The sequence below is a fragment of the Pseudomonas migulae genome (genome assembly GCF_043225285.1).
GTDB classification, from domain to species: domain Bacteria; phylum Pseudomonadota; class Gammaproteobacteria; order Pseudomonadales; family Pseudomonadaceae; genus Aquipseudomonas; species Aquipseudomonas migulae_C.
Map to the genome: position 1 here is coordinate 639163 of NZ_CP171224.1, position 17412 is coordinate 656574.

16 protein-coding genes and 3 pseudogenes are annotated in these 17412 nt (G+C 61.9%); 7 read left to right on the plus strand and 12 right to left on the minus strand.

What is annotated here, in order from left to right; all coding sequences use genetic code 11:
- Positions 1-38: 38 nt before the first annotated feature.
- The gene (locus ACF6ZU_RS03080) at positions 39-362 is read left to right on the plus strand and encodes a hypothetical protein (RefSeq protein WP_392894009.1); all 324 of its coding nucleotides are present in this window, start codon (positions 39-41) and stop codon (positions 360-362) included.
- Positions 363-522: 160 nt separating this feature from the next.
- Here the strand turns inward: ACF6ZU_RS03080 and ACF6ZU_RS03085 are convergent, their stop codons facing one another.
- On the minus strand, positions 523-1617 hold the full coding sequence (locus tag ACF6ZU_RS03085) for a DUF1615 domain-containing protein (RefSeq protein ID WP_392890459.1): 1095 nt from the start codon (positions 1615-1617) through the stop codon (positions 523-525).
- A 196-nt stretch (positions 1618-1813) separates the two neighbouring features.
- On the opposite strand from ACF6ZU_RS03085, the gene ACF6ZU_RS03090 reads away from it, so the two are divergent.
- Positions 1814-3349, plus strand: a complete 1536-nt coding sequence (locus tag ACF6ZU_RS03090) for an FAD-dependent monooxygenase (protein ID WP_392890461.1) — start codon at positions 1814-1816, stop codon at positions 3347-3349.
- 122 nt (positions 3350-3471) lie between these two features.
- Here ACF6ZU_RS03090 and hemB read toward each other — a convergent pair whose 3' ends face one another.
- Together hemB and ACF6ZU_RS03100 are read right to left on the minus strand one after the other, a co-directional pair.
- Positions 3472-4446, minus strand: coding sequence for a porphobilinogen synthase (gene hemB, locus ACF6ZU_RS03095; protein ID WP_392890462.1), 975 nt, complete (start codon positions 4444-4446; stop codon positions 3472-3474).
- Positions 4447-4669: 223 nt separating this feature from the next.
- Positions 4670-5380, minus strand: coding sequence for a glutathione S-transferase family protein (locus ACF6ZU_RS03100; protein ID WP_392890463.1), 711 nt, complete (start codon positions 5378-5380; stop codon positions 4670-4672).
- Between the two features lie 368 nt (positions 5381-5748).
- On the opposite strand from ACF6ZU_RS03100, the gene ACF6ZU_RS03105 reads away from it, so the two are divergent.
- The gene (locus ACF6ZU_RS03105) at positions 5749-6423 is read left to right on the plus strand and encodes a histidine phosphatase family protein (protein WP_392890464.1); all 675 of its coding nucleotides are present in this window, start codon (positions 5749-5751) and stop codon (positions 6421-6423) included.
- Positions 6424-6523: 100 nt separating this feature from the next.
- Here ACF6ZU_RS03105 and ACF6ZU_RS03110 read toward each other — a convergent pair whose 3' ends face one another.
- The 3 genes from ACF6ZU_RS03110 to ACF6ZU_RS03120 form a co-directional block, all read right to left on the minus strand.
- Positions 6524-7480: a zinc-binding alcohol dehydrogenase family protein gene (locus ACF6ZU_RS03110; protein WP_392890465.1), complete on the minus strand. Its 957-nt coding sequence runs from the start codon at positions 7478-7480 to the stop codon at positions 6524-6526.
- A gap of 30 nt (positions 7481-7510) precedes the next feature.
- A complete protein-coding gene (locus tag ACF6ZU_RS03115) occupies positions 7511-7684 on the minus strand; it encodes a DUF1427 family protein (RefSeq protein WP_081744004.1) in 174 nt (57 codons plus the stop codon).
- 207 nt (positions 7685-7891) lie between these two features.
- A complete protein-coding gene (locus tag ACF6ZU_RS03120) occupies positions 7892-8662 on the minus strand; it encodes an AraC family transcriptional regulator (protein ID WP_392890467.1) in 771 nt (256 codons plus the stop codon).
- 145 nt (positions 8663-8807) lie between these two features.
- Here ACF6ZU_RS03120 and ACF6ZU_RS03125 point away from each other — a divergent pair, with 145 nt between their 5' ends.
- Positions 8808-9035: a DUF6555 family protein gene (locus ACF6ZU_RS03125; protein WP_392890469.1), complete on the plus strand. Its 228-nt coding sequence runs from the start codon at positions 8808-8810 to the stop codon at positions 9033-9035.
- 138 nt (positions 9036-9173) lie between these two features.
- Here the strand turns inward: ACF6ZU_RS03125 and ACF6ZU_RS03130 are convergent, their stop codons facing one another.
- The 3 genes from ACF6ZU_RS03130 to ACF6ZU_RS03140 form a co-directional block, all read right to left on the minus strand.
- A complete protein-coding gene (locus ACF6ZU_RS03130; protein ID WP_392890471.1) occupies positions 9174-9338 on the minus strand; it encodes a metallothionein in 165 nt (54 codons plus the stop codon).
- Positions 9339-9435: 97 nt separating this feature from the next.
- Entirely contained in the window at positions 9436-9888 is a 453-nt protein-coding gene (locus ACF6ZU_RS03135; protein WP_392890473.1) for a DMT family transporter, read from the minus strand.
- Between the two features lie 2 nt (positions 9889-9890).
- Positions 9891-10376, minus strand: a complete 486-nt coding sequence (locus tag ACF6ZU_RS03140; RefSeq protein WP_392890475.1) for a DMT family transporter — start codon at positions 10374-10376, stop codon at positions 9891-9893.
- Between the two features lie 213 nt (positions 10377-10589).
- On the opposite strand from ACF6ZU_RS03140, the gene ACF6ZU_RS03145 reads away from it, so the two are divergent.
- Positions 10590-11525: a LysR family transcriptional regulator gene (locus tag ACF6ZU_RS03145; protein WP_392890476.1), complete on the plus strand. Its 936-nt coding sequence runs from the start codon at positions 10590-10592 to the stop codon at positions 11523-11525.
- A gap of 177 nt (positions 11526-11702) precedes the next feature.
- On the opposite strand, the gene ACF6ZU_RS03150 is transcribed toward ACF6ZU_RS03145, so the two are convergent.
- The 3 genes and pseudogenes from ACF6ZU_RS03150 to ACF6ZU_RS03160 form a co-directional block, all read right to left on the minus strand.
- Positions 11703-12524, minus strand: a complete 822-nt coding sequence (locus tag ACF6ZU_RS03150) for a methyl-accepting chemotaxis protein (RefSeq protein ID WP_392894011.1) — start codon at positions 12522-12524, stop codon at positions 11703-11705.
- Between the two features lie 84 nt (positions 12525-12608).
- Positions 12609-13385: pseudogene (locus tag ACF6ZU_RS03155) on the minus strand (cache domain-containing protein); the annotation flags it as partial.
- A 189-nt stretch (positions 13386-13574) separates the two neighbouring features.
- Positions 13575-14891 (minus strand): Na+/H+ antiporter family protein, encoded by a 1317-nt coding sequence (locus tag ACF6ZU_RS03160; protein WP_392894013.1) that lies wholly within the window; start codon positions 14889-14891, stop codon positions 13575-13577.
- Positions 14892-15455: 564 nt separating this feature from the next.
- Here ACF6ZU_RS03160 and ACF6ZU_RS03165 point away from each other — a divergent pair.
- Positions 15456-16478, plus strand: a pseudogene (locus ACF6ZU_RS03165) (chemotaxis protein); the annotation flags it as partial.
- A gap of 327 nt (positions 16479-16805) precedes the next feature.
- A pseudogene (locus ACF6ZU_RS03170) lies at positions 16806-17384 on the plus strand (methyl-accepting chemotaxis protein); the annotation flags it as partial.
- Positions 17385-17412: the final 28 nt, after the last annotated feature.

A 17412-nucleotide genomic window follows, 5' to 3' on the forward strand; every position in this document is an offset into this window, starting at 1 on the left:
GCTCCATACCAACCAATAACACCCCGGAGCACACCATCATGAAACGCCAAATCCTCCTCAGCATCGCTTTCTCGGTTTTTGCAGTTAACGCTTTTGCCGCGCCTCATGCCCGTACGATGATCGCTGAAGGCGGATCGGATCGGTTGATTGAAAGCCGTGTGGCCGAGGGTGGTTCTGATCGTTTGATCGAGAATCGTGTGGCTGAAGGTGGTTCGGATCGCCTGATCGAGCGCCGCGTTGCTGAAGGTGGCTCCGACCGCCTGATCGAAAACCGCGTTGCCGAAGGTGGCTCCGATCGCCTGATCGATCGCCGCGTCGCCGAAGGTGGCTCCGACCGCCTGATCGAAAGCCGCGCAGTATGAGAATGGCTGTAAAACCCTGTGGGAGCGAGCCTGCTCGCGATGGACGTCAACGATGACGCGTGTTGCCTGATTGAACGCTTTGTCCGACGTTTTTTCGCGAGCAGGCTCGCTCCTACACAGGTACGCGCCTCGCCCACTTTTTATACCGTCATGAAAACGATCACTTCCCCGCTTTCGCCATGCAACGCTGATATCGCTCATCCACGCGCTTGGCAAACCACGCCGTCGTGAGTTTGCGGGTGATCTTCGGACTTTCCAGCACAATCCCCGGCAATACCGCTCGCGGTAACGCGCGACCTTCGGCCTCTTCGGCCAGTTCAAAGACCCGCTGATACAGCCGGGTGTCCTCGAACTCAAGGCTTTTGCCCTTCTCCAGTTGATCCCGTATCGCCGGGTTGCGCATGTCCAGGCGCTTGCCCAGGGTGCGCACGGCCAATTCCGTGGTGCCGGGCATGATCGAGTCGTAGCGCACCAGGTCGCCGTCCAGCGCCAGCGGAATGCCCGACGCACGGCTCACCGCATTCTGAAACGCGGCATTGCGGCTCGCATACCAACCAGCGTTGAAATCGGCGAAGCGGTACAGCGGTTGTTGGTAGCTCACCGGATACCCCAGCAAGTGAGCGATGCCGAAATACATGCCGCCGCGCCGGCTGAACACTTCATGGCGAATCGTGCCATCCACCGTGTACGGATAATTGCGCGCCTGCTGCTCGGCGAAATCGATGCTGACCTGCATCGGCCCACCGGTGTGCACCGGGTTGAAACCACCGAACAGCGAGCGCCCCATGGGCACCATGCCGATGAAATCATCGAAAATCGCACTCAATTCTTTTTCACTGCGCGCGGCATTGAGGCGGTCGCTGTAGCTTTTTCCGTTGCTCGAGCGCACCTGCAACGCCCCGCTCACCAGCAGGCTGGGGATGTGGACTTTGGCGGCACGACGGTCGATTTCATCCCGGGCGATCTTGCCCAGGCCCGGCACCGGCGGGTCCACCTGAAAGGTCGACTCCTGCTCGGTCACCGCCAGTACGGAACACAGGTTTTGCGTGGAGGGATAGATATTCTGCGCAGCGAAGGCGGCGTAAATGTCCGTGGCCCAGCCCTGACGATCCACGGTTTTAGCCGGCAGCAGGCGCACGATTTCGGCCTTGACCTCATCGGGTTTGCGTGCAGGCGCTTCCTGGGTGCGCTGCGTCCCGCAACCGGCCAGCACCAACAGCGCCGCGACGCTCATGATCAATCGATTGGCTTGCATGGTGCTCCATCAAATCCGTTGGACCGGGTTAACCATACGATCAATGGCATGGCGCAGGCTATGACTATGCCGCCCCGGTACTGTTCCCTCAAAAAACACAGCCGGCTCCTACTCGGTCTTTTTCCGTTGGGCGGGCCGTCCACCGGCCCTCATCGACTGAACCATACTTGAGCCAAACGCCGAGGAGGACAGGCTTGTGAACCGTAGCGACGTACTGATCATCGGCGCCGGCCCCACCGGGCTGGTGCTTGCGTTGTGGCTGAGCAAACTGGGGATCCGCGCACGGATTGTCGACAAGACATCAGCACCCGGCACCACTTCCCGAGCGCTGGCGGTGCAGGCGCGAACGCTGGAGCTGTATCAGCAGCTCGGCCTCAGCGACGCCGTGATTCAGCGCGGCCACCGCGTGGCGGCGGCCAACTTCTGGGTCAAGGGTGAACCGGTGGCGCGGTTGCCGCTGAGCCGCGTCGGTGAAGGCCTGACGCCTTACGCATTCCTCGAAATATTCCCCCAGGACGAGCATGAACGGCTGCTGATCGAGCGCCTGGAAACTTTGGGCATTCAGGTCGAGCGCAACACTGAACTGGAGAGTTTCGAGGAAACCGGCGACAGCATCAGCGCGCGGCTGCGCCTGCCGGATGGCCAGCAGGAAACCTGCCAGACCTGTTACCTCGCCGGTTGCGACGGCGCCCGGTCGATGGTGCGCAAAACCCTCGACACCGGTTTTCCCGGTGGCACCTACCAGCAGATTTTCTACGTCGCCGACGTGCAGGCCAGCGGCCCTGCGCTCAATGGCGAATTGCACCTGGACCTCGATGAAGCGGATTTCCTCGCGGTGTTTCCGTTGGCCGGTGAAGGCCGTGCGCGGTTGATCGGCACGGTTCGCGATGACCGCGCCGAGCACGCCGAAACCCTGCAGTTCGAAGACGTCAGCAGCCGCGCCATCGAACACCTGAAGGTGCAGATCGAACAGGTGAACTGGTTCTCGACCTACCGCGTGCACCATCGCGTGGCCGATCACTTCCGCCGCGGGCGCGCGTTTTTATTGGGCGACGCGGCCCACGTTCACAGCCCCGCCGGCGGTCAGGGCATGAACACCGGGATTGGCGATGCCATCAACCTCGCCTGGAAAATCGCGGCGGTGCTGAGCGGTGGCGCGGCCCCGCATCTGCTCGATACGTATGAAACCGAGCGCATCGCGTTTGCCCGCAAACTGGTCGCCACCACCGACCGGGTGTTCAGCTTCGTCACCGCTGAAGGGCGCATGGCCGACTTGCTGCGCACGCGCCTGGCGCCGTTCCTGCTGCCGAAAATGGCGTCGTTCGAGGCGTCGCGCGAGTTTCTGTTCCGCACCGTGTCGCAGATCACCCTCAACTATCGCGGGATGCCGCTGAGCAACGGAGTCGCCGGACACGTACATGGCGGCGACCGGCTGCCGTGGGCCCATGACGGTGAAGGCGACAATTTCGGGCCGTTGAAATGCCCGTGCTGGCAAGTGCATGTGTACGGCGACACCAGCGACGAAATGATCGCCTGGTGCAACGAACATCATTTGCCGCTGCATGTATTTGACTGGCGACCGGCGTTTGAAGCGGCGGGCCTGGGGCGCAACGGGTTCTACCTGTTGCGGCCGGACACCTATGTGGCAGTGGCGGAGACGAATTCGGACCCGAAGGTGATCGAGCGGTACTTCCGGGATCGCGGGATCCGGCCGTACTTCGGCCCTCACTGATTCACCCAATCCAAATGTGGGAGCGAGCCTGCTCGCGAAGACGGCGGCACATTCAAAATTGATGTGTCTGATACACCGCAATCGCGAGCAGGCTCGCTCCCACATTGGATGGGTGGTGGGTTTTAAATCCCGGCCAGCGCCAGGTCCATCGCGAAGTAGGTGAAGATCAGGTCCGCCCCCGCGCGCTTGATCGCGCCGAGGCTTTCGCGCACCACGCGGTCCTCATCGATGGCGCCGGCCTGTGCGCCGAACTTGATCATCGCGTACTCGCCGCTCACCTGGTACGCCGACAGTGGCAGGCGCGAGACCTCGCGGATATCCCGGATGATGTCCAGGTACGCGCCGGCCGGCTTGACCATCAGCGCGTCGGCGCCTTCCTGTTCGTCCATCAGCGATTCACGCACCGCTTCGCGGCGGTTCATCGGGTTCATCTGGTAGCTTTTACGGTCGCCCTTGAGCGCGCTGCCGCCGGCTTCACGGAACGGGCCGTAGAGTGCGGAGGCGAATTTGGTCGAGTAGGCCATGATCGCGGTCTGGGTGAAACCAGCCTGATCCAGGGCCCGGCGAATCGCCTGGACCTGCCCGTCCATCGCCGCCGATGGGGCAATCACATCGGCACCGGCGCGGGCCGCGGCCACCGCTTGTTTGCCGAGGTTGATCAGGGTCTGGTCGTTGTCGACTTCATTGTTGTGCAATACGCCGCAATGGCCGTGGTCGGTGTATTCGCAGAAGCAGGTGTCGGACATGACGATCATCTCCGGCACGGCGTCCTTGGCGATGCGTGCCATGCGCGAGACCAGGCCGTTGTCGTTCCAGGTGTCGCTGCCGCTGCTGTCCAGGTGATGGGACACACCGAAGGTCATCACCGACTTGATCCCGGCCCGGGCATAACGCTCGATCTCGCCGGCCAGTTTTGACTCGGGAATGCGCATCACGCCGGGCATGCTTTTGATCGGCACGAAATCGTCGATTTCTTCTTCGACGAAGATCGGCAGCACCAGGTCGTTCAAAGTGAACTCGGTTTCCTGGAACAGGCTGCGCAGGCTCGCATTGCGGCGCAGACGGCGTGGACGTGCTTCGGGGAACTGACTGGACATGAATTTTCCTGAAAAAACGGTACGAGACGAAAGTCGTAAAGGGGGCGAAAGCTTATGCCCTGTGCGGCGCCGGGCACAAACCCCGGCCAAGGAAAAACCCTTACCGTGTCAGCAACAATCCCCCTGTAGGAGCCAGCTTGCTGGCGATCGCGGTGTGTCAGGCACATCAATGCTGACTGATTGGCCGCCATCGCCAGCAAGCTGGCTCCTACAGGGATCGTGGTCAGTTGGAGACTGGCTTGGGAATTTCCAGCCCGCGAATCACCGCCGGCCGTGCCAGGAAGCGCTCCAGCACCCGCGTCACATTCGGGAAGTTCTTGATGCCCACCAGATCGCCCGCCTCATAGAAACCGATCAGGTTGCGTACCCACGGGAATGTGGCGATGTCAGCGATGGTGTAGCGTTCGCCCATGATCCAGTCGCGCCCTTGCAGGCGGCCGTCGAGCACGCTTAGTAGACGCTTGCTCTCCTCGACATAGCGGTCCCGTGGTCGTTTGTCTTCGTAGTCCTTGCCGGCGAACTTGTTGAAAAAACCGAGCTGGCCAAACATCGGTCCGATGCCGCCCATCTGGAACATCAGCCACTGGATCGTCTCGTAGCGTGCCGCCGATTCCTGGGCCAGCAATTGACCGCTCTTGTCGGCGAGGTAGATCAGAATCGCCCCGGATTCGAACAGCGCCAGCGGCTTGTCGCCCGGACCGTGGGGGTCGAGGATGGCCGGGATCTTGTTGTTGGGGTTCAGCGAAAGAAACTCGGGCGACAGCTGATCGTTGGTGTCGAAGCCCACACGATGCGGCTCGTAGGGCAGCCCGATCTCTTCGAGCATGATCGACACCTTGACGCCGTTGGGGGTCGGCAACGAGTAGAGCTGAATCCACTCCGGGTATTGGGCCGGCCATTTTTGGGTGATGGGGAACACGGACAGATCGGTCATCGCAAGGATCCGAGAAGAGATTGAGAGACACGATCATAGTGGCAGTGGCCGCGGGCGGCGATGTCCGCCGTATCGATATTGATGATTAGCAAGATCAATGGATAGCGGCCGGCTCCAGCGACGGGCCCGTGTACTGTGTCCATAAATCCGCAACATCCTGTCGATAACCTTTGCTCCAACCCGTTCAAGGTTATCGGTAGATTGCTGCGCTCTATGCCGGAATCGAACCAAACGGGCTTCAGTGGACTCTGAGCTTTGCCCTTTCGGAAACGGACCGGCTTCACGACATGGAAACCACCCGGTGCTGGGAGCTCGGGGTGCAAAGGTTTGTCAGCCTTAACCGAATGCGCTGAAGACCCTTTATTCCAATGACGAACTTTTTGAACTTCGCCAAACGCTTCAAGCATCGTGCGTATGTCTTGCTACCCTCCCTGTTGGCAGTCAGCGCGCTCTTCCTCTCGCTTGAGGTCAGTGAAAGCCGTGCCCAACCGGTGGACGGCACTCAGACGCTGGTATTCCTGCGCCACGCCGAGAAACCGGCAGGCGGCCTGGGCCAGCTCAATTGCCAGGGCCTGAACCGCGCCATCGACCTCGCGACCTTGCTCCCGGAAAAATTCGGCAAGGCCAACTACGTGTTTGCCGCCAACCCGACCCGCAATGTCGAGGAAGGCGAACTGGATAATTCCTACAGCTACATTCGCCCGCTGATGACCATCAGCCCGAGCGCGATCAAGCTTGGCTTGCCGGTGAACATCAACTTCTCGGCCAACGACACCAGCGACCTGGCCGACGAGCTGCTCCACGACAAGTACCACAATTCGGTGATCTACACCGCGTGGTCCCATGGCTACCTGCCCGAACTGATCAACAAGGTTGCCGGCGAAGCCGTCGGCAAGAAGCAGAACATCACGGATGACTGGGAGTCCAGCGACTACGACTCGCTGTATGTGCTCACCCTGACCTGGCACAACGGCAAGGCCAGCCTGCAGAGCCACAGCTACAAGCAAGGCCTGGATAACGGCCGCGAAACCTGCCCGACATAACCCCCCCCTTGTGGGAGCCAGCTTGCTGGCGATGGTGGGTCAGCCCAATCAATGTGACTGACATACCATCGCCAGCAGGCTGGCTCCTACAGGATGCGGGTTACGGCAGCAGGATGACTTTGTCGCCAGCCCCCTGATTCACCTCCGCATAACGCTCAAGCCCTTCGGCCAATGGCGACTCGAACAGCCCTTGTGGCAAGGGCAACAAATCCTGGTCGAAGAACTGCCCGAACTGATCCAGCATCGCCGCACACGCCTGCACGCCGTACAGCAACGAGTTGATCCCCACGACAGAGCCGCCCTTGCGATACAACGCCAGCGCCGGCAATTGCACCAGGCCGTCCACCGGCGCGGCGATGATCGCGATGCGGCCGAAAGTGGCCAACGCGGCCACCGAAGCCGGTAGCCAGAAGCCGGTGGTGTCGAAAATCACGTCGGCACCGCCGGCGTAGACCGCGTTCACCTGGGCGCCCAGATCTTCGGGTTTATCCAGTTGCAGGGTCTGATAGCCCTGGGCCTGCAAGTCCTTGACCTGCTCCGGCCGCCGCGCCGCCGCCAGTACCTGGGCGCCACGGACTTTGGCCAGCGCCAGCGCCGCGCTGCCGACCGCCCCGCCGCCGATCACCAGCAGCCGCGTCTGCGCCGTCACCAGGCTGCGCTCCAGTGCATCCCACGCCGTGGTGTAAGGCACGCCGAGGCTGGCGGCCTGGGCGAAACTCAGGTGCGTGGGTTTAAGCGCCACGCCGTTGGCCGGCAATTTGACGAACTGTGCATGGGACCCGTCGGCGAAAAAGCCCAGTTCACGGCCGGTGCCCCAGACTTCCTGACCGATCAATGCCTGCGGGCCCTCCACCACGACGCCGGCGAAATCACGACCGGGAATGCGCGGCAAGGTGGTGTAGGGAAAACGCCCCAGCACGTTTTTCACGTCGCTGGGATTGAGGCCGGCGGCCTTGATCTGCACCAGCACTTCATCGGCGCCGGGCACGGGGGTAGGCACCTCGACATAGCGCAGGGCCGAGAGGTCGCCGGTTTTATCGAACTGCAATGCTTTCATGGGAGTGTCCATCGAACGGGGAAAGGGAATTCAGGAGATCCAGCCAGCGACCAGTTGACGGCCCATTGGCCACAATTTTTCACCGGCGAGCATGCCCAGCAAGCCGACCAGCGCGATGGCCGGGGGTGCGGGAGAACGAAAATCCAGTGCGCCGTAGAGCAAACCGACGCCCAGACCGATGACCAGCGAGATGAGGTAGCTCATGGCAGACTCCGTGGGCAAATGAGGTATGCCCGCAGTCTAAAGTCCGGCCTGCGCGAGCACCGGCCAAGTACTTCTGAATTCCTGCCAAATACCCTGAGAACACCGAATACCCTGTAGGAGCGAGCCTGCTCGCGATAAACCGGAGAGTGCCGCGGGGTGTCAGGCATCCAGCGTGATCGTTAACGACCATCGCGAGCAGGCTCGCTCCTACAGGTTCGTGGAATATTGCGAAGGCGCGACACCCAGTTCCCGGCGGAACATGTCACTGAAGCTACTCGGCGAATAGCCCAGCTCCCGGGCAATCGTGCTGACGGCCACGCCCTGGATCAACTCGGCCGCGGCGGTCGCCAGTTGCACCTGCCGCCGCCACTCGGCGAACCCCATGCCCAGACCGTCCTTGAACAGCCGCGCCAGGGTGCGCACGCTGGCACCGGCGTTTTCCGCATGCTGTTCGAAGGGTATGTCCAGCGAGGGCGCGGCCATGACCGCCTGGCACAGGCTCATCAGGCGCCGGTCGGAATCATCCGGCAGCGGAATTTTCAACAGCGAACGCCTGGCCCGCCGCAGCTCCAGCAGTGCCAATCCGACCAGCGCTTCGTAATACTCCGGCGCCCCGTCGTCGCCCTGCTCCACCAGCCCGACGATCAGCTCACGCAGCAGGCCACCCACTTCGATCACCTGGACCGTGGCGTCCAGCGTCGCGGCCAATGACGGCCGCAAGTAGATGTTGCGCATCTGCAGGTCCGAGACCACGCGAATCCCGTGGGGCACACCCGGCGGCAACCACACCGCCCGTTGCGGCGGCACCACCAGTGCCTCATGCGGTGTTTCGACCCACATCACGCCGCTCATCGCGTACAGCAACTGACCCCAGACATGCTCGTGAGGCTCGATGAACAACCCGCGCGGGTAGGTTCGCGCCAGCGGTTGTACGGGCACATCGGTGTCACTCAGGTCAGGGGGTGCGGCAAGGGCCATGGTCAGCAATCATTGGGGTTTTCAGAGACCGCATGGTAACCAGCCGTAAGCCTTGTCGCCACTGGGGGCAGCCGTCTGACAATCCGACTGAATTTTCCGTACCCCCGACGATCCTTCTATTACCACAGGGAGGAATACGGGCTTTATGAACAACGCAAAACTTTTCGTCATTGAATACACCCTTCATGGCGACCCCAAGTCTTTCATTATCCGTCTGGACAAGATGGACAATGCGGAAGCCTGGCATTGGGCGAGCTGCGACGCCGGCGTGGGTCGGATCCCGCGCTTTGGCCGGGAGAAGGTGCAAAAGACCACGAAACCGATGGCGGAGAAATTCGGCGTTGAGAACGTCACGTGGCGCCCGGCAAGCTGACACCACGCTTTTCTGTAGGAGCGAGCCTGCTCGCGATGGACTCACGAGCGACGCGGTAAATCAGAAAACCCGCGTTATCGTTGACGTCCATCGCGAGCAGGCTCGCTCCTACAGTGAACCAGTGAAACCGTCAGCCGATCAGTGCTGAGCGCACTTGCAGCCTTCGCCCGCGCATTTTTCACCGTGTTCATGGTGTTTGGCGCACGCCTCGCAGCAGTAGTGCTTGCCGTGGCGGGCGATTGGATGCTGGCCCAGTTTGCAGGAGCATTTCGGGCAGTCGCAGATACTTTCGCTATCGATCATGAGTCTGACTCCTGGGGTGGTGGTCGTCGGGGATTGAACGTGCAACCCGTCTTACCAGTGTAGGAGTTGTCCAACGCGGCGCATGAACGAAAGGCGATCAGGCCTGGCGCGTATTGCTGCGATACATGAACACCAGCGCCAACCCGAGCAACACCATCGCCAGTATCCGGCTCCCGGACAACTCGATTGCCGGGTTGCCCAGCCAGCCGAAGTTATCGATCAACATCCCCATGCCCAACTGGCCGACGATCACCGCGACCGTCGCCACCGCCGTGCCGACCCGAGGCACCGCGCCCACCATGACCATCATGTAGACCACGCCGAACAACGCGCCGCTGAGCTGCCATTTCGGCACATCCAGCAAACTCACGGCATGGGCCGGCTCGAAAAACAGGATCAGCAAACCCGTGCTCACCGCGCCGACCACGAACGTCAGCAAACTGCTACGCAACACGCCGACCGTTTCGCCCAGACGCCCGTTGATCGCTGCCTGGACACTCAACACCGCACCGGCCGCCACGACCACCGCCAACAAAATAATCAGATTCATCATTAACCCCGAGCAATCAGAACAAGAGCCGCCACAATCAGCAGCAACGCCAGCCAACGTTCATCGTTGACCTTTTTACGGGTCGCGCCGAACCAGCCGAAGTGGTCGATCAGCACGCTTTTGCCGACCTGCCCGGACAGGATCGCGATCATCGTCATCGCAATGCCGATGTGCGGCGTGGCCAGGGTGAGCACCACCACGTAGATCGGCCCGAGAAAACCGCCGATCAACTGCCAGCGCGGCAAGTCGCTGAAGGCCGGCCCCTTTTGCGGGCCGCTGAACAACAGCAGGAGAAACAGGATCGCCGAGCCGACGCCGAAGATGCTCAGGGTCGCCCACAAATGGCCGACCTGAACCCCCAGCGGCCCGAGCAGCCCGGCCTCCACGGACAGGCCCATGCCGGCCAGGATCACCAGCGGCAGAAGCAACAGCCGCAGCCCGGGTTTGCTCGCGGGAACCGCAGCGATATCGATTGAAGAAGTTTGCATAGAGAACACCTGTGTAAACGATTAACGCGCGATTCCTGTAGGAGCCGGCTTGCCGGCGATAGCGATCTCGAGGACGCCATCGCCGGCAAGCCGGCTCCTACAAGGGATTCGCGTTGTCAGTGAGATTGGCGGGCATTATCGGGTGGCGCTGCTGTGCGATAAATGGGAGCATCCTGACAACACTTTTGCGTAACCCGCACAGCAGGATTCTTCATGCACGGCCTGAACGAATTGGGATTCAAGGCACTTCGGCTGTTCGTCGCGGTGCTCGACCATGGCAGTTTTTCCGAAGTCGCGCGCCGCGAGGGCCTGGCGCCCTCGTCGATTTCCCGGCAGATCCAGTTGATGGAACAGGCGTTGAGCCAGCAATTGCTCTACCGCCACACCCGCGCAGTCACGCCCACCGAGGCCGGGCGTATGCTCGGCCACCATGCGCGACTGGTGCTGGTCCAACTGGAGGAAGCCGAGCAAGCCTTGCAGGAACAGCAAAGCGAACCCACCGGGCTGGTGCGGATCAACGCGCCGGTGGTGTTTGGCCAACGGCACCTGACGCCTTGGCTCGGGCGTTTGTGCGAGCGCTATCCGAAACTGCAACTGGATATCCAGCAGACCGACAGCTACGTCGATCCGCTGCAGGAAGGCGCCGATCTGCTGTTTCGCATCGGCCCGCTGCATGACTCAAGTATGCAGGCGCGGATTCTGGCGCCCCATCGATTTCAGGTCGCCGCCAGCCCGGCGTATCTGGCGCGTCATGGCGTCCCGCAACACCCCGAAGACCTGGCGGCCCATCAGTGCCTGGCCTACAAAGGCGTGACCGGCCAGCAGCGCTGGTTTTTCCGACAGGATCAGCAGCAGTGGACACCTTACTCAGTGAGAGGGCCGATCACCGGCAACCATGCCGACACACTCACCCAGGCCGCCGAGCAAGGTCTGGGGCTGGTGATGTTTCCGTCCTGGCTGATTGGTGAAGCGGTGCGCAACGGCACGCTGGTGCCGGTGCTGGGGGATTATCAGGTGTCCAACAGCCTCGAACCGCAACAGATCGCCGTGCTCTGGCCGGGCAGCCGGCGGTTGTCGGTGAAGGTGCGGACCGTGATTGATTTTTTTGTCGAGTGTTTCGGCGATGTGCCCTACTGGGACAGGCCCTGACACAAATTGCACAACTGTAGGAGCCGGCTTGCTGGCGATAGCGGTGTGTCAGGCACTATCGATGTTGACTGACACGACGCCATCGCCGGCAAGCCGGCTCCTACAAGGTGGTGTTGTGTCAGGCGGCATTGGTGTTGATTGACACAACGCCATCGCCGGCAAGCCGGCTCCTACAAATCAGATGCGGAACTGGCCGACCAGGCTGCCCAGGCGCTGACCGAGATCGGCCAGGCTGCGGGAGGTCTGGGCGCCGAGTTGGGTTTCGTCGGCCACGTTGTCCACGGCCACCGCGATCTGATGCACGCTGCGGTTGATCTCTTCGGCCACGGCGGTCTGCTCTTCGGCGGCGCTGGCGATCTGTGCGTTCATCGAGTTGATGGTGGCGATCAGCTGGGCCATGGTGTCGAGCGACGCCCCCGCTTCGTTGGCCTGGGCCGACGTGCCGTCGCCGGCTTCGCTGGAACGGCGCATCGCTTCCACCGCCGATTGCGTACCGGCCTGCAAGCGATCGATCATGCCCTGGATTTCCTGGGTGCTGATCTGCGTGCGACTGGCCAGCGCGCGGACCTCATCGGCCACCACCGCAAACCCACGACCGGCCTCACCGGCACGGGCTGCCTCAATGGCGGCATTGAGCGCCAGCAGATTGGTCTGCTCGGCAATCGAACGGATCACCCCGAGCACGCTGACAATCGACGACACGTCCTTTTGCAGGCTGTCGAGTGACACGCCGCTGCTGCGAATATCATCGACCAGTGCATGAATCTTGACGATGCTGCCGGCCACCACACGCTTGGCGGCCTGGCCTTCTTCGTCGGTCTGCTGGGCAGCGACGGCGGCATTTTGCGCACTCTTCGCCACTTCCTGGGCGGCGGCTGACATCTCGTTGATCGCCGTGGCGACCTGATCGGTCTCGTGACGCTGACGCTCCATCGCCTGATCCGAGCGCTGGGCCTGATCGGACACCTGATTCACCAGCCCGGTCAATTGCGAAGTCATTTCGGTGATCTGGCGCACCAGGCCGTGGATCTTGTCGACGAAACGGTTGAACGAGCCGGCGAGCTGGCCGAGTTCATCCTGGCTGGTGATGCTCAGGCGCCGGGTCAGGTCGCCCTCGCCCGCCGCGATGTCGTCGAGGTTGGCTTTCATCAGGTTCAGCGGACGCAGGATGGTGTTGGCCAACAGCATGCCCGCTGCGGCGATCACCAGCAGCACGACGGCGGCAATGCCGATGATGCTCAGCAACACGCCTTCCATGCGGTCCTGGACCTTGGCCTCGACCACCGCCACCTGGGCTTCGATGCCGTCGAGGTTGACCGAGGTGCCGACCGCCATGTCCCACTTCGGCAGGTATTCGGTGTAGCCGAGTTTCGGCACCAGCACCTGGCTGTTGCCGGGCAATGGCGAGCTGTATTGCAGGTAGTGCGTGCCGTCCTTGGCGACTTTCACCAGGTCGCGGTTGACGTAGACACCGTTCGGGTCACGGTTGTCCTTGAAGCTCTGGCCCACGCCTTCAGGGCTGTTGGCCTTGAACAGGCGCACGGTGTTGGAGTCGTAGCCGAAGAAGTAGCCTTCCTTGCCGTAGCTGATGCTCGACAGCAGTTTGATTACCTGCGCCCGCGCGGCGTCATCGCCAGGGGCCGCGGCGTCGTAGAGCGGCTTGATCGCGGTCATGGCCACGGCCACGTAGCTTTGCAGGGTGGCCTTGGCATCGGTGAGCAGGCGCTGGCGCGTCTCTTCGACCTCCTTGCGGGCCTGTTCCTGCAGAACGAACAGCGTGGTCAGACTGATGACCAGCGCAAAGAGCAACACCGGGAGTACGGCAAGGGACAGGACTTTAGCCTTCAGGCTCAGGCGCATGACGGTTCACTCTTTTGATTTTATTGGCGTGGTTAAAGGCTTTAACGGCACGCGCAAGCAAAAGTTGAATCAGTGGCCAATGCAATCCCCCCTGTGGGAGCGAGCCTGCTCGCGATGGAGTGTCAGTCGCCATCAATCCAGCTGACAGACCATCGCGAGCAGGCTCGCTCCTACAGGTTTTTGAGGCGTTTACAAGACCATCGCGGCCACCCAGCCGAACGCCAGCAGCGGCAGGTTGTAATGCAGGAAGGTCGGGACCACGGTGTCCCAGATGTGGTGATGCTGGCCGTCGATGTTCAGGCCGGAGGTCGGGCCGAGGGTCGAGTCCGAGGCAGGCGAACCCGCATCCCCCAGCGCGCCGGCCGTACCGACGATGCACACGATGGCAATCGGGCTGAACCCCAGTTGCACGCACAACGGCACGAAGATCGCCGCGAGAATCGGCACCGTGGAAAACGACGAACCAATGCCCATGGTCACCAACAAGCCCACCAGCAACATCAACAAGGCCCCGATGCCTTTGCTGTGACCGATCCACGACGCCGACGCTTCAACCAGCGTCTGCACCTGGCCGGTGGCTTTCATCACTTCGGCGAACCCCGACGCGGCGATCATGATGAAGCCGATCATCGCCATCATCTTCATCCCCTCGGTGAACAGGTCATCGGTGTCGCGCCACTTGACGATGCCCGACACCGAGAAGATCAGAAACCCGACCAGTGCGCCGATGATCATCGAGTCCAACAGCAGCTGAATGATGAACGCCGCCGCAATCGCCACACCCGCGACCATCAGGCTCAGCGGGTTGTACTGCACCGCGACTTGCTCGACCTGCTCGATCTTTGCCAGGTCGTAGACGCGTTTCTTGCGGTAGCTGATGAAGGCAGCGGCGAGGCCGACGACCATGCCCAGCGCCGGAATGCCCATGGCATGGGTCACGTTGATGCCACTGATATCGACGCCGCTGCGGGCCACGTTGGCCAACAGAATTTCATTGAGGAAGATGTTGCCGAAGCCCACCGGCAGGAACATGTACGGCGTGATCAGGCCGAAGGTCATGACGCAGGCGATCAACCGGCGATCCAGTTGCAGCTTGGTCAGCACATAGAGAAGAGGCGGCACCAGCAACGGGATAAAGGCGATATGTATCGGCAGAATGTTCTGCGAAGCGATGGCTACCACCCACAGCAGGCCGATCAGCAGCCACTTCACCGAACCGCCGCCGTTGCTGTGCTGGCGATCGACCATCGCCAGCGCCTTGTCCGCCAGCGCATGGGCCAGGCCGGACTTGGCAATCGCCACCGCGAACGCGCCGAGCAACGCGTAGGACAGCGCCACGGTCGCCCCGCCGCCGAGGCCGCTGTTGAAGGCTTTCAGGGTGGCGTCGATGCCCAGGCCACCGGTCAGGCCACCCACCAGCGCGCCGACAATCAGCGCGATCACAACGTGCACGCGGGACAGGCTGAGTATCAGCATGACGCCGACCGCGGCAATTACAGCATTAATCATCGTTACCTCAAGGCAAGCGAAATGAGCCCGGCCGGCAAACCTGCGAAGAGGCGCCAGCGGGATAAGGAATGGGTTTTATTAGAGGGCGCGCACTGTGCCGCAGCGCTGGCACCTTGTCAAAGCGCAATCTCCCCCGAAGCGACACCGCCCACTGTAGGAGCCGGCTTGCCGGCGATAGCGGTGGTTCAGTCAACCCTTTATTGGCTGTGCGGACGCCATCGCCAGCAAGCTGGCTCCTACAGGGTTCGTGGATGATTCCATTTCGTCGGACGGCGTAAAGAAAGCGGATTTTCGGCCGCTACAGTGCAAAGTCTCAGATATTTATCGAATAAGGACGTCTCCATGTCGCTCAGACAACTTTCCATCCAGTGGAAAATCACCCTGCTTGCCGGGCTGTGCCTGGCGGGGATCGTGACCTTGCTGGTAGGTCTTTCGCTGTATCGCATGGGGCACAGCTCCGAGCTGGTGAAGGCCTCGAGCATGGAGATGCTCAACGAAGCCGCCCAGGCCCGGATCGAATCCCAGGGCGAAAACCAGGCGCTGGTGATTCGTCAGCAATTCATGGACGCCTATCAATACGGCCATGGCTTTTCCCGTCAGGTGCTGTTCCTGCGCGACCAGGCCGAAAAGCGTTTCCTCGATGCCTTCGACCTGCGTGAAGACCTGACCCGCCAGGTCAAGTCGGCGCTGCAAGCCAACCCGGAGCTGCTCGGCCTGTCCCTGGTGTTCGAACCCAACGGGCTGGACGGCAAGGACGAACTGTTCGCCGGCCAGGCGGAACTGGGCAGTAACGACAAGGGCCGTTTCGCCCTGTACTGGTCGCAACCGACCGCCGGCAAAGTGACGTCGATGGCGCTGCCCGAAAGTGACATGGCCGACACCAGCACCGGCCCCAGCGGCGAACCGGCCAACGCCTGGTTCACCTGCCCGCGCACTTCGCTCAAGCCCTGCGTGATCGAACCCTACTTCTATGTGATCGACGGCCAGAAGGTGCTGATGACCAGCATCGTGTTCCCGCTGATGGTCAACGGCAAAGTCATCGCATCGCTGTCGGTGGACATCAACCTCAACAGCCTGCAAACAATCAGCCAGGGTGCGAGCAAAAAGCTCTACGACGGCCAGACCAATGTCAGCATCATCAGCCCGGCCGGTTTGCTCGCCGGCTACAGCGCGGATGCCGGCAAACTCAGCCAGCGCCTGGACGCCGTGGACAAAACCAGCGGTGCCGAGCTGATCCGCACGCTCGCCGCCAGCACCAAGACCACCAGCCTGCACAGCGAACATCAATTGAAAGTGCTGTCGCCGTTCCAGCCGATTCCCGGTGGCAAGGCGTGGGGCGTGCTGCTCGACGTTCCGGAAAAAGTCCTGGTCGGCCCGGCTGAAGCGTTGAAAAAACAACTCGACGACAGCAACACCACCGGCAGCCTGGTTGAACTCTGCCTGGGTGTACTGGCGGCGCTGATCGGCCTGGTGCTGGTGTGGTTGATGGCGCGCAGCGTGACCAAGCCGATTCTGGGCGTGGCGCACATGCTCGAAGACATCGCCAGCGGTGAAGGTGACCTGACTCGCCGGCTGGCCTACGACAAACAGGACGAACTGGGTCAGTTGGCCGGCTGGTTCAACCGTTTCCTCGACAAACTGCAACCGATCATCGCCGACGTAAAACGCTCGGTGCAGGATGCTCGCAGCACTGCCGATCAGTCCTCCGCCATCGCCACGCAAACCAGCGCCGGCATGGAGCAGCAATACCGCCAGGTCGACCAGGTGGCGACCGCGTCCCACGAAATGAGCGCCACCGCCCAGGACGTCGCCCGCAGCGCGGCGCAAGCGGCACAGGCGGCCAAGGACGCGGATCAGGCCACCCGCCGTGGCCTGACGGTGATCGACCAGACCACCACCAGCATCGACAACCTCGCCGCCGACATGAGCGCGGCCATGGTGCAGGTCGAAGGCCTGTCGGCGAACAGTGAGAAAATCGGTTCGGTGCTGGAAGTGATCCGCGCCATCGCCGAACAGACCAACCTGCTGGCCCTCAACGCCGCCATCGAAGCGGCCCGCGCCGGTGAGGCCGGACGCGGTTTTGCCGTGGTCGCCGACGAAGTACGCAACCTGGCGCGACGCACCCAGGAATCGGTCGAAGAAACCCGCCTGGTGATCGAGCAGTTGCAGAGCGGCACCCAGGATGTGGTCGGGTCGATGAACAACAGCCATCGCCAGGCTCAGGGCAGTGTCGAGCAGGTCAGCCAGGCCGTGACGGCACTGCGCCAGATCGGCGACGCGGTGACGGTGATCAGCGACATGAACCTGCAGATCGCGTCAGCGGCGGAAGAGCAAAGCGCGGTGGCGGAAGAGATCAACAACAACGTGGCGACCATTCGCGATGTGACCGAGTCGCTGTCGGGGCAGGCCAACGAGTCGGCGCGGGTGAGCCAGTCGCTCAACAGCCTGGCGAATCAGCAGCAGAGCCTGATGGATCAGTTCCGCGTCTGACTGACAACACAGCCCTTGTAGGAGCCGG

Bases quoted from the DNA above. Each gene is read 5' to 3' on its own strand.
- ACF6ZU_RS03105 (WP_392890464.1), top strand. From the start codon at position 5,749: ATGACGAACTTTTTGAACTTCGCCAAACGCTTCAAGCATCGTGCGTAT.
- hemB (WP_392890462.1), bottom strand. From the start codon at position 4,446: ATGTCCAGTCAGTTCCCCGAAGCACGTCCACGCCGTCTGCGCCGCAAT.
- ACF6ZU_RS03085 (WP_392890459.1), bottom strand. From the start codon at position 1,617: ATGCAAGCCAATCGATTGATCATGAGCGTCGCGGCGCTGTTGGTGCTG.
- ACF6ZU_RS03140 (WP_392890475.1), bottom strand. From the start codon at position 10,376: ATGCAAACTTCTTCAATCGATATCGCTGCGGTTCCCGCGAGCAAACCC.
- ACF6ZU_RS03135 (WP_392890473.1), bottom strand. From the start codon at position 9,888: ATGAATCTGATTATTTTGTTGGCGGTGGTCGTGGCGGCCGGTGCGGTG.
- ACF6ZU_RS03125 (WP_392890469.1), top strand. From the start codon at position 8,808: ATGAACAACGCAAAACTTTTCGTCATTGAATACACCCTTCATGGCGAC.
- ACF6ZU_RS03150 (WP_392894011.1), bottom strand. From the start codon at position 12,524: ATGACTTCGCAATTGACCGGGCTGGTGAATCAGGTGTCCGATCAGGCC.
- ACF6ZU_RS03130 (WP_392890471.1), bottom strand. From the start codon at position 9,338: ATGATCGATAGCGAAAGTATCTGCGACTGCCCGAAATGCTCCTGCAAA.
- ACF6ZU_RS03145 (WP_392890476.1), top strand. From the start codon at position 10,590: ATGCACGGCCTGAACGAATTGGGATTCAAGGCACTTCGGCTGTTCGTC.
- ACF6ZU_RS03110 (WP_392890465.1), bottom strand. From the start codon at position 7,480: ATGAAAGCATTGCAGTTCGATAAAACCGGCGACCTCTCGGCCCTGCGC.
- ACF6ZU_RS03080 (WP_392894009.1), top strand. From the start codon at position 39: ATGAAACGCCAAATCCTCCTCAGCATCGCTTTCTCGGTTTTTGCAGTT.
- ACF6ZU_RS03100 (WP_392890463.1), bottom strand. From the start codon at position 5,380: ATGACCGATCTGTCCGTGTTCCCCATCACCCAAAAATGGCCGGCCCAA.
- ACF6ZU_RS03120 (WP_392890467.1), bottom strand. From the start codon at position 8,662: ATGGCCCTTGCCGCACCCCCTGACCTGAGTGACACCGATGTGCCCGTA.
- ACF6ZU_RS03115 (WP_081744004.1), bottom strand. From the start codon at position 7,684: ATGAGCTACCTCATCTCGCTGGTCATCGGTCTGGGCGTCGGTTTGCTC.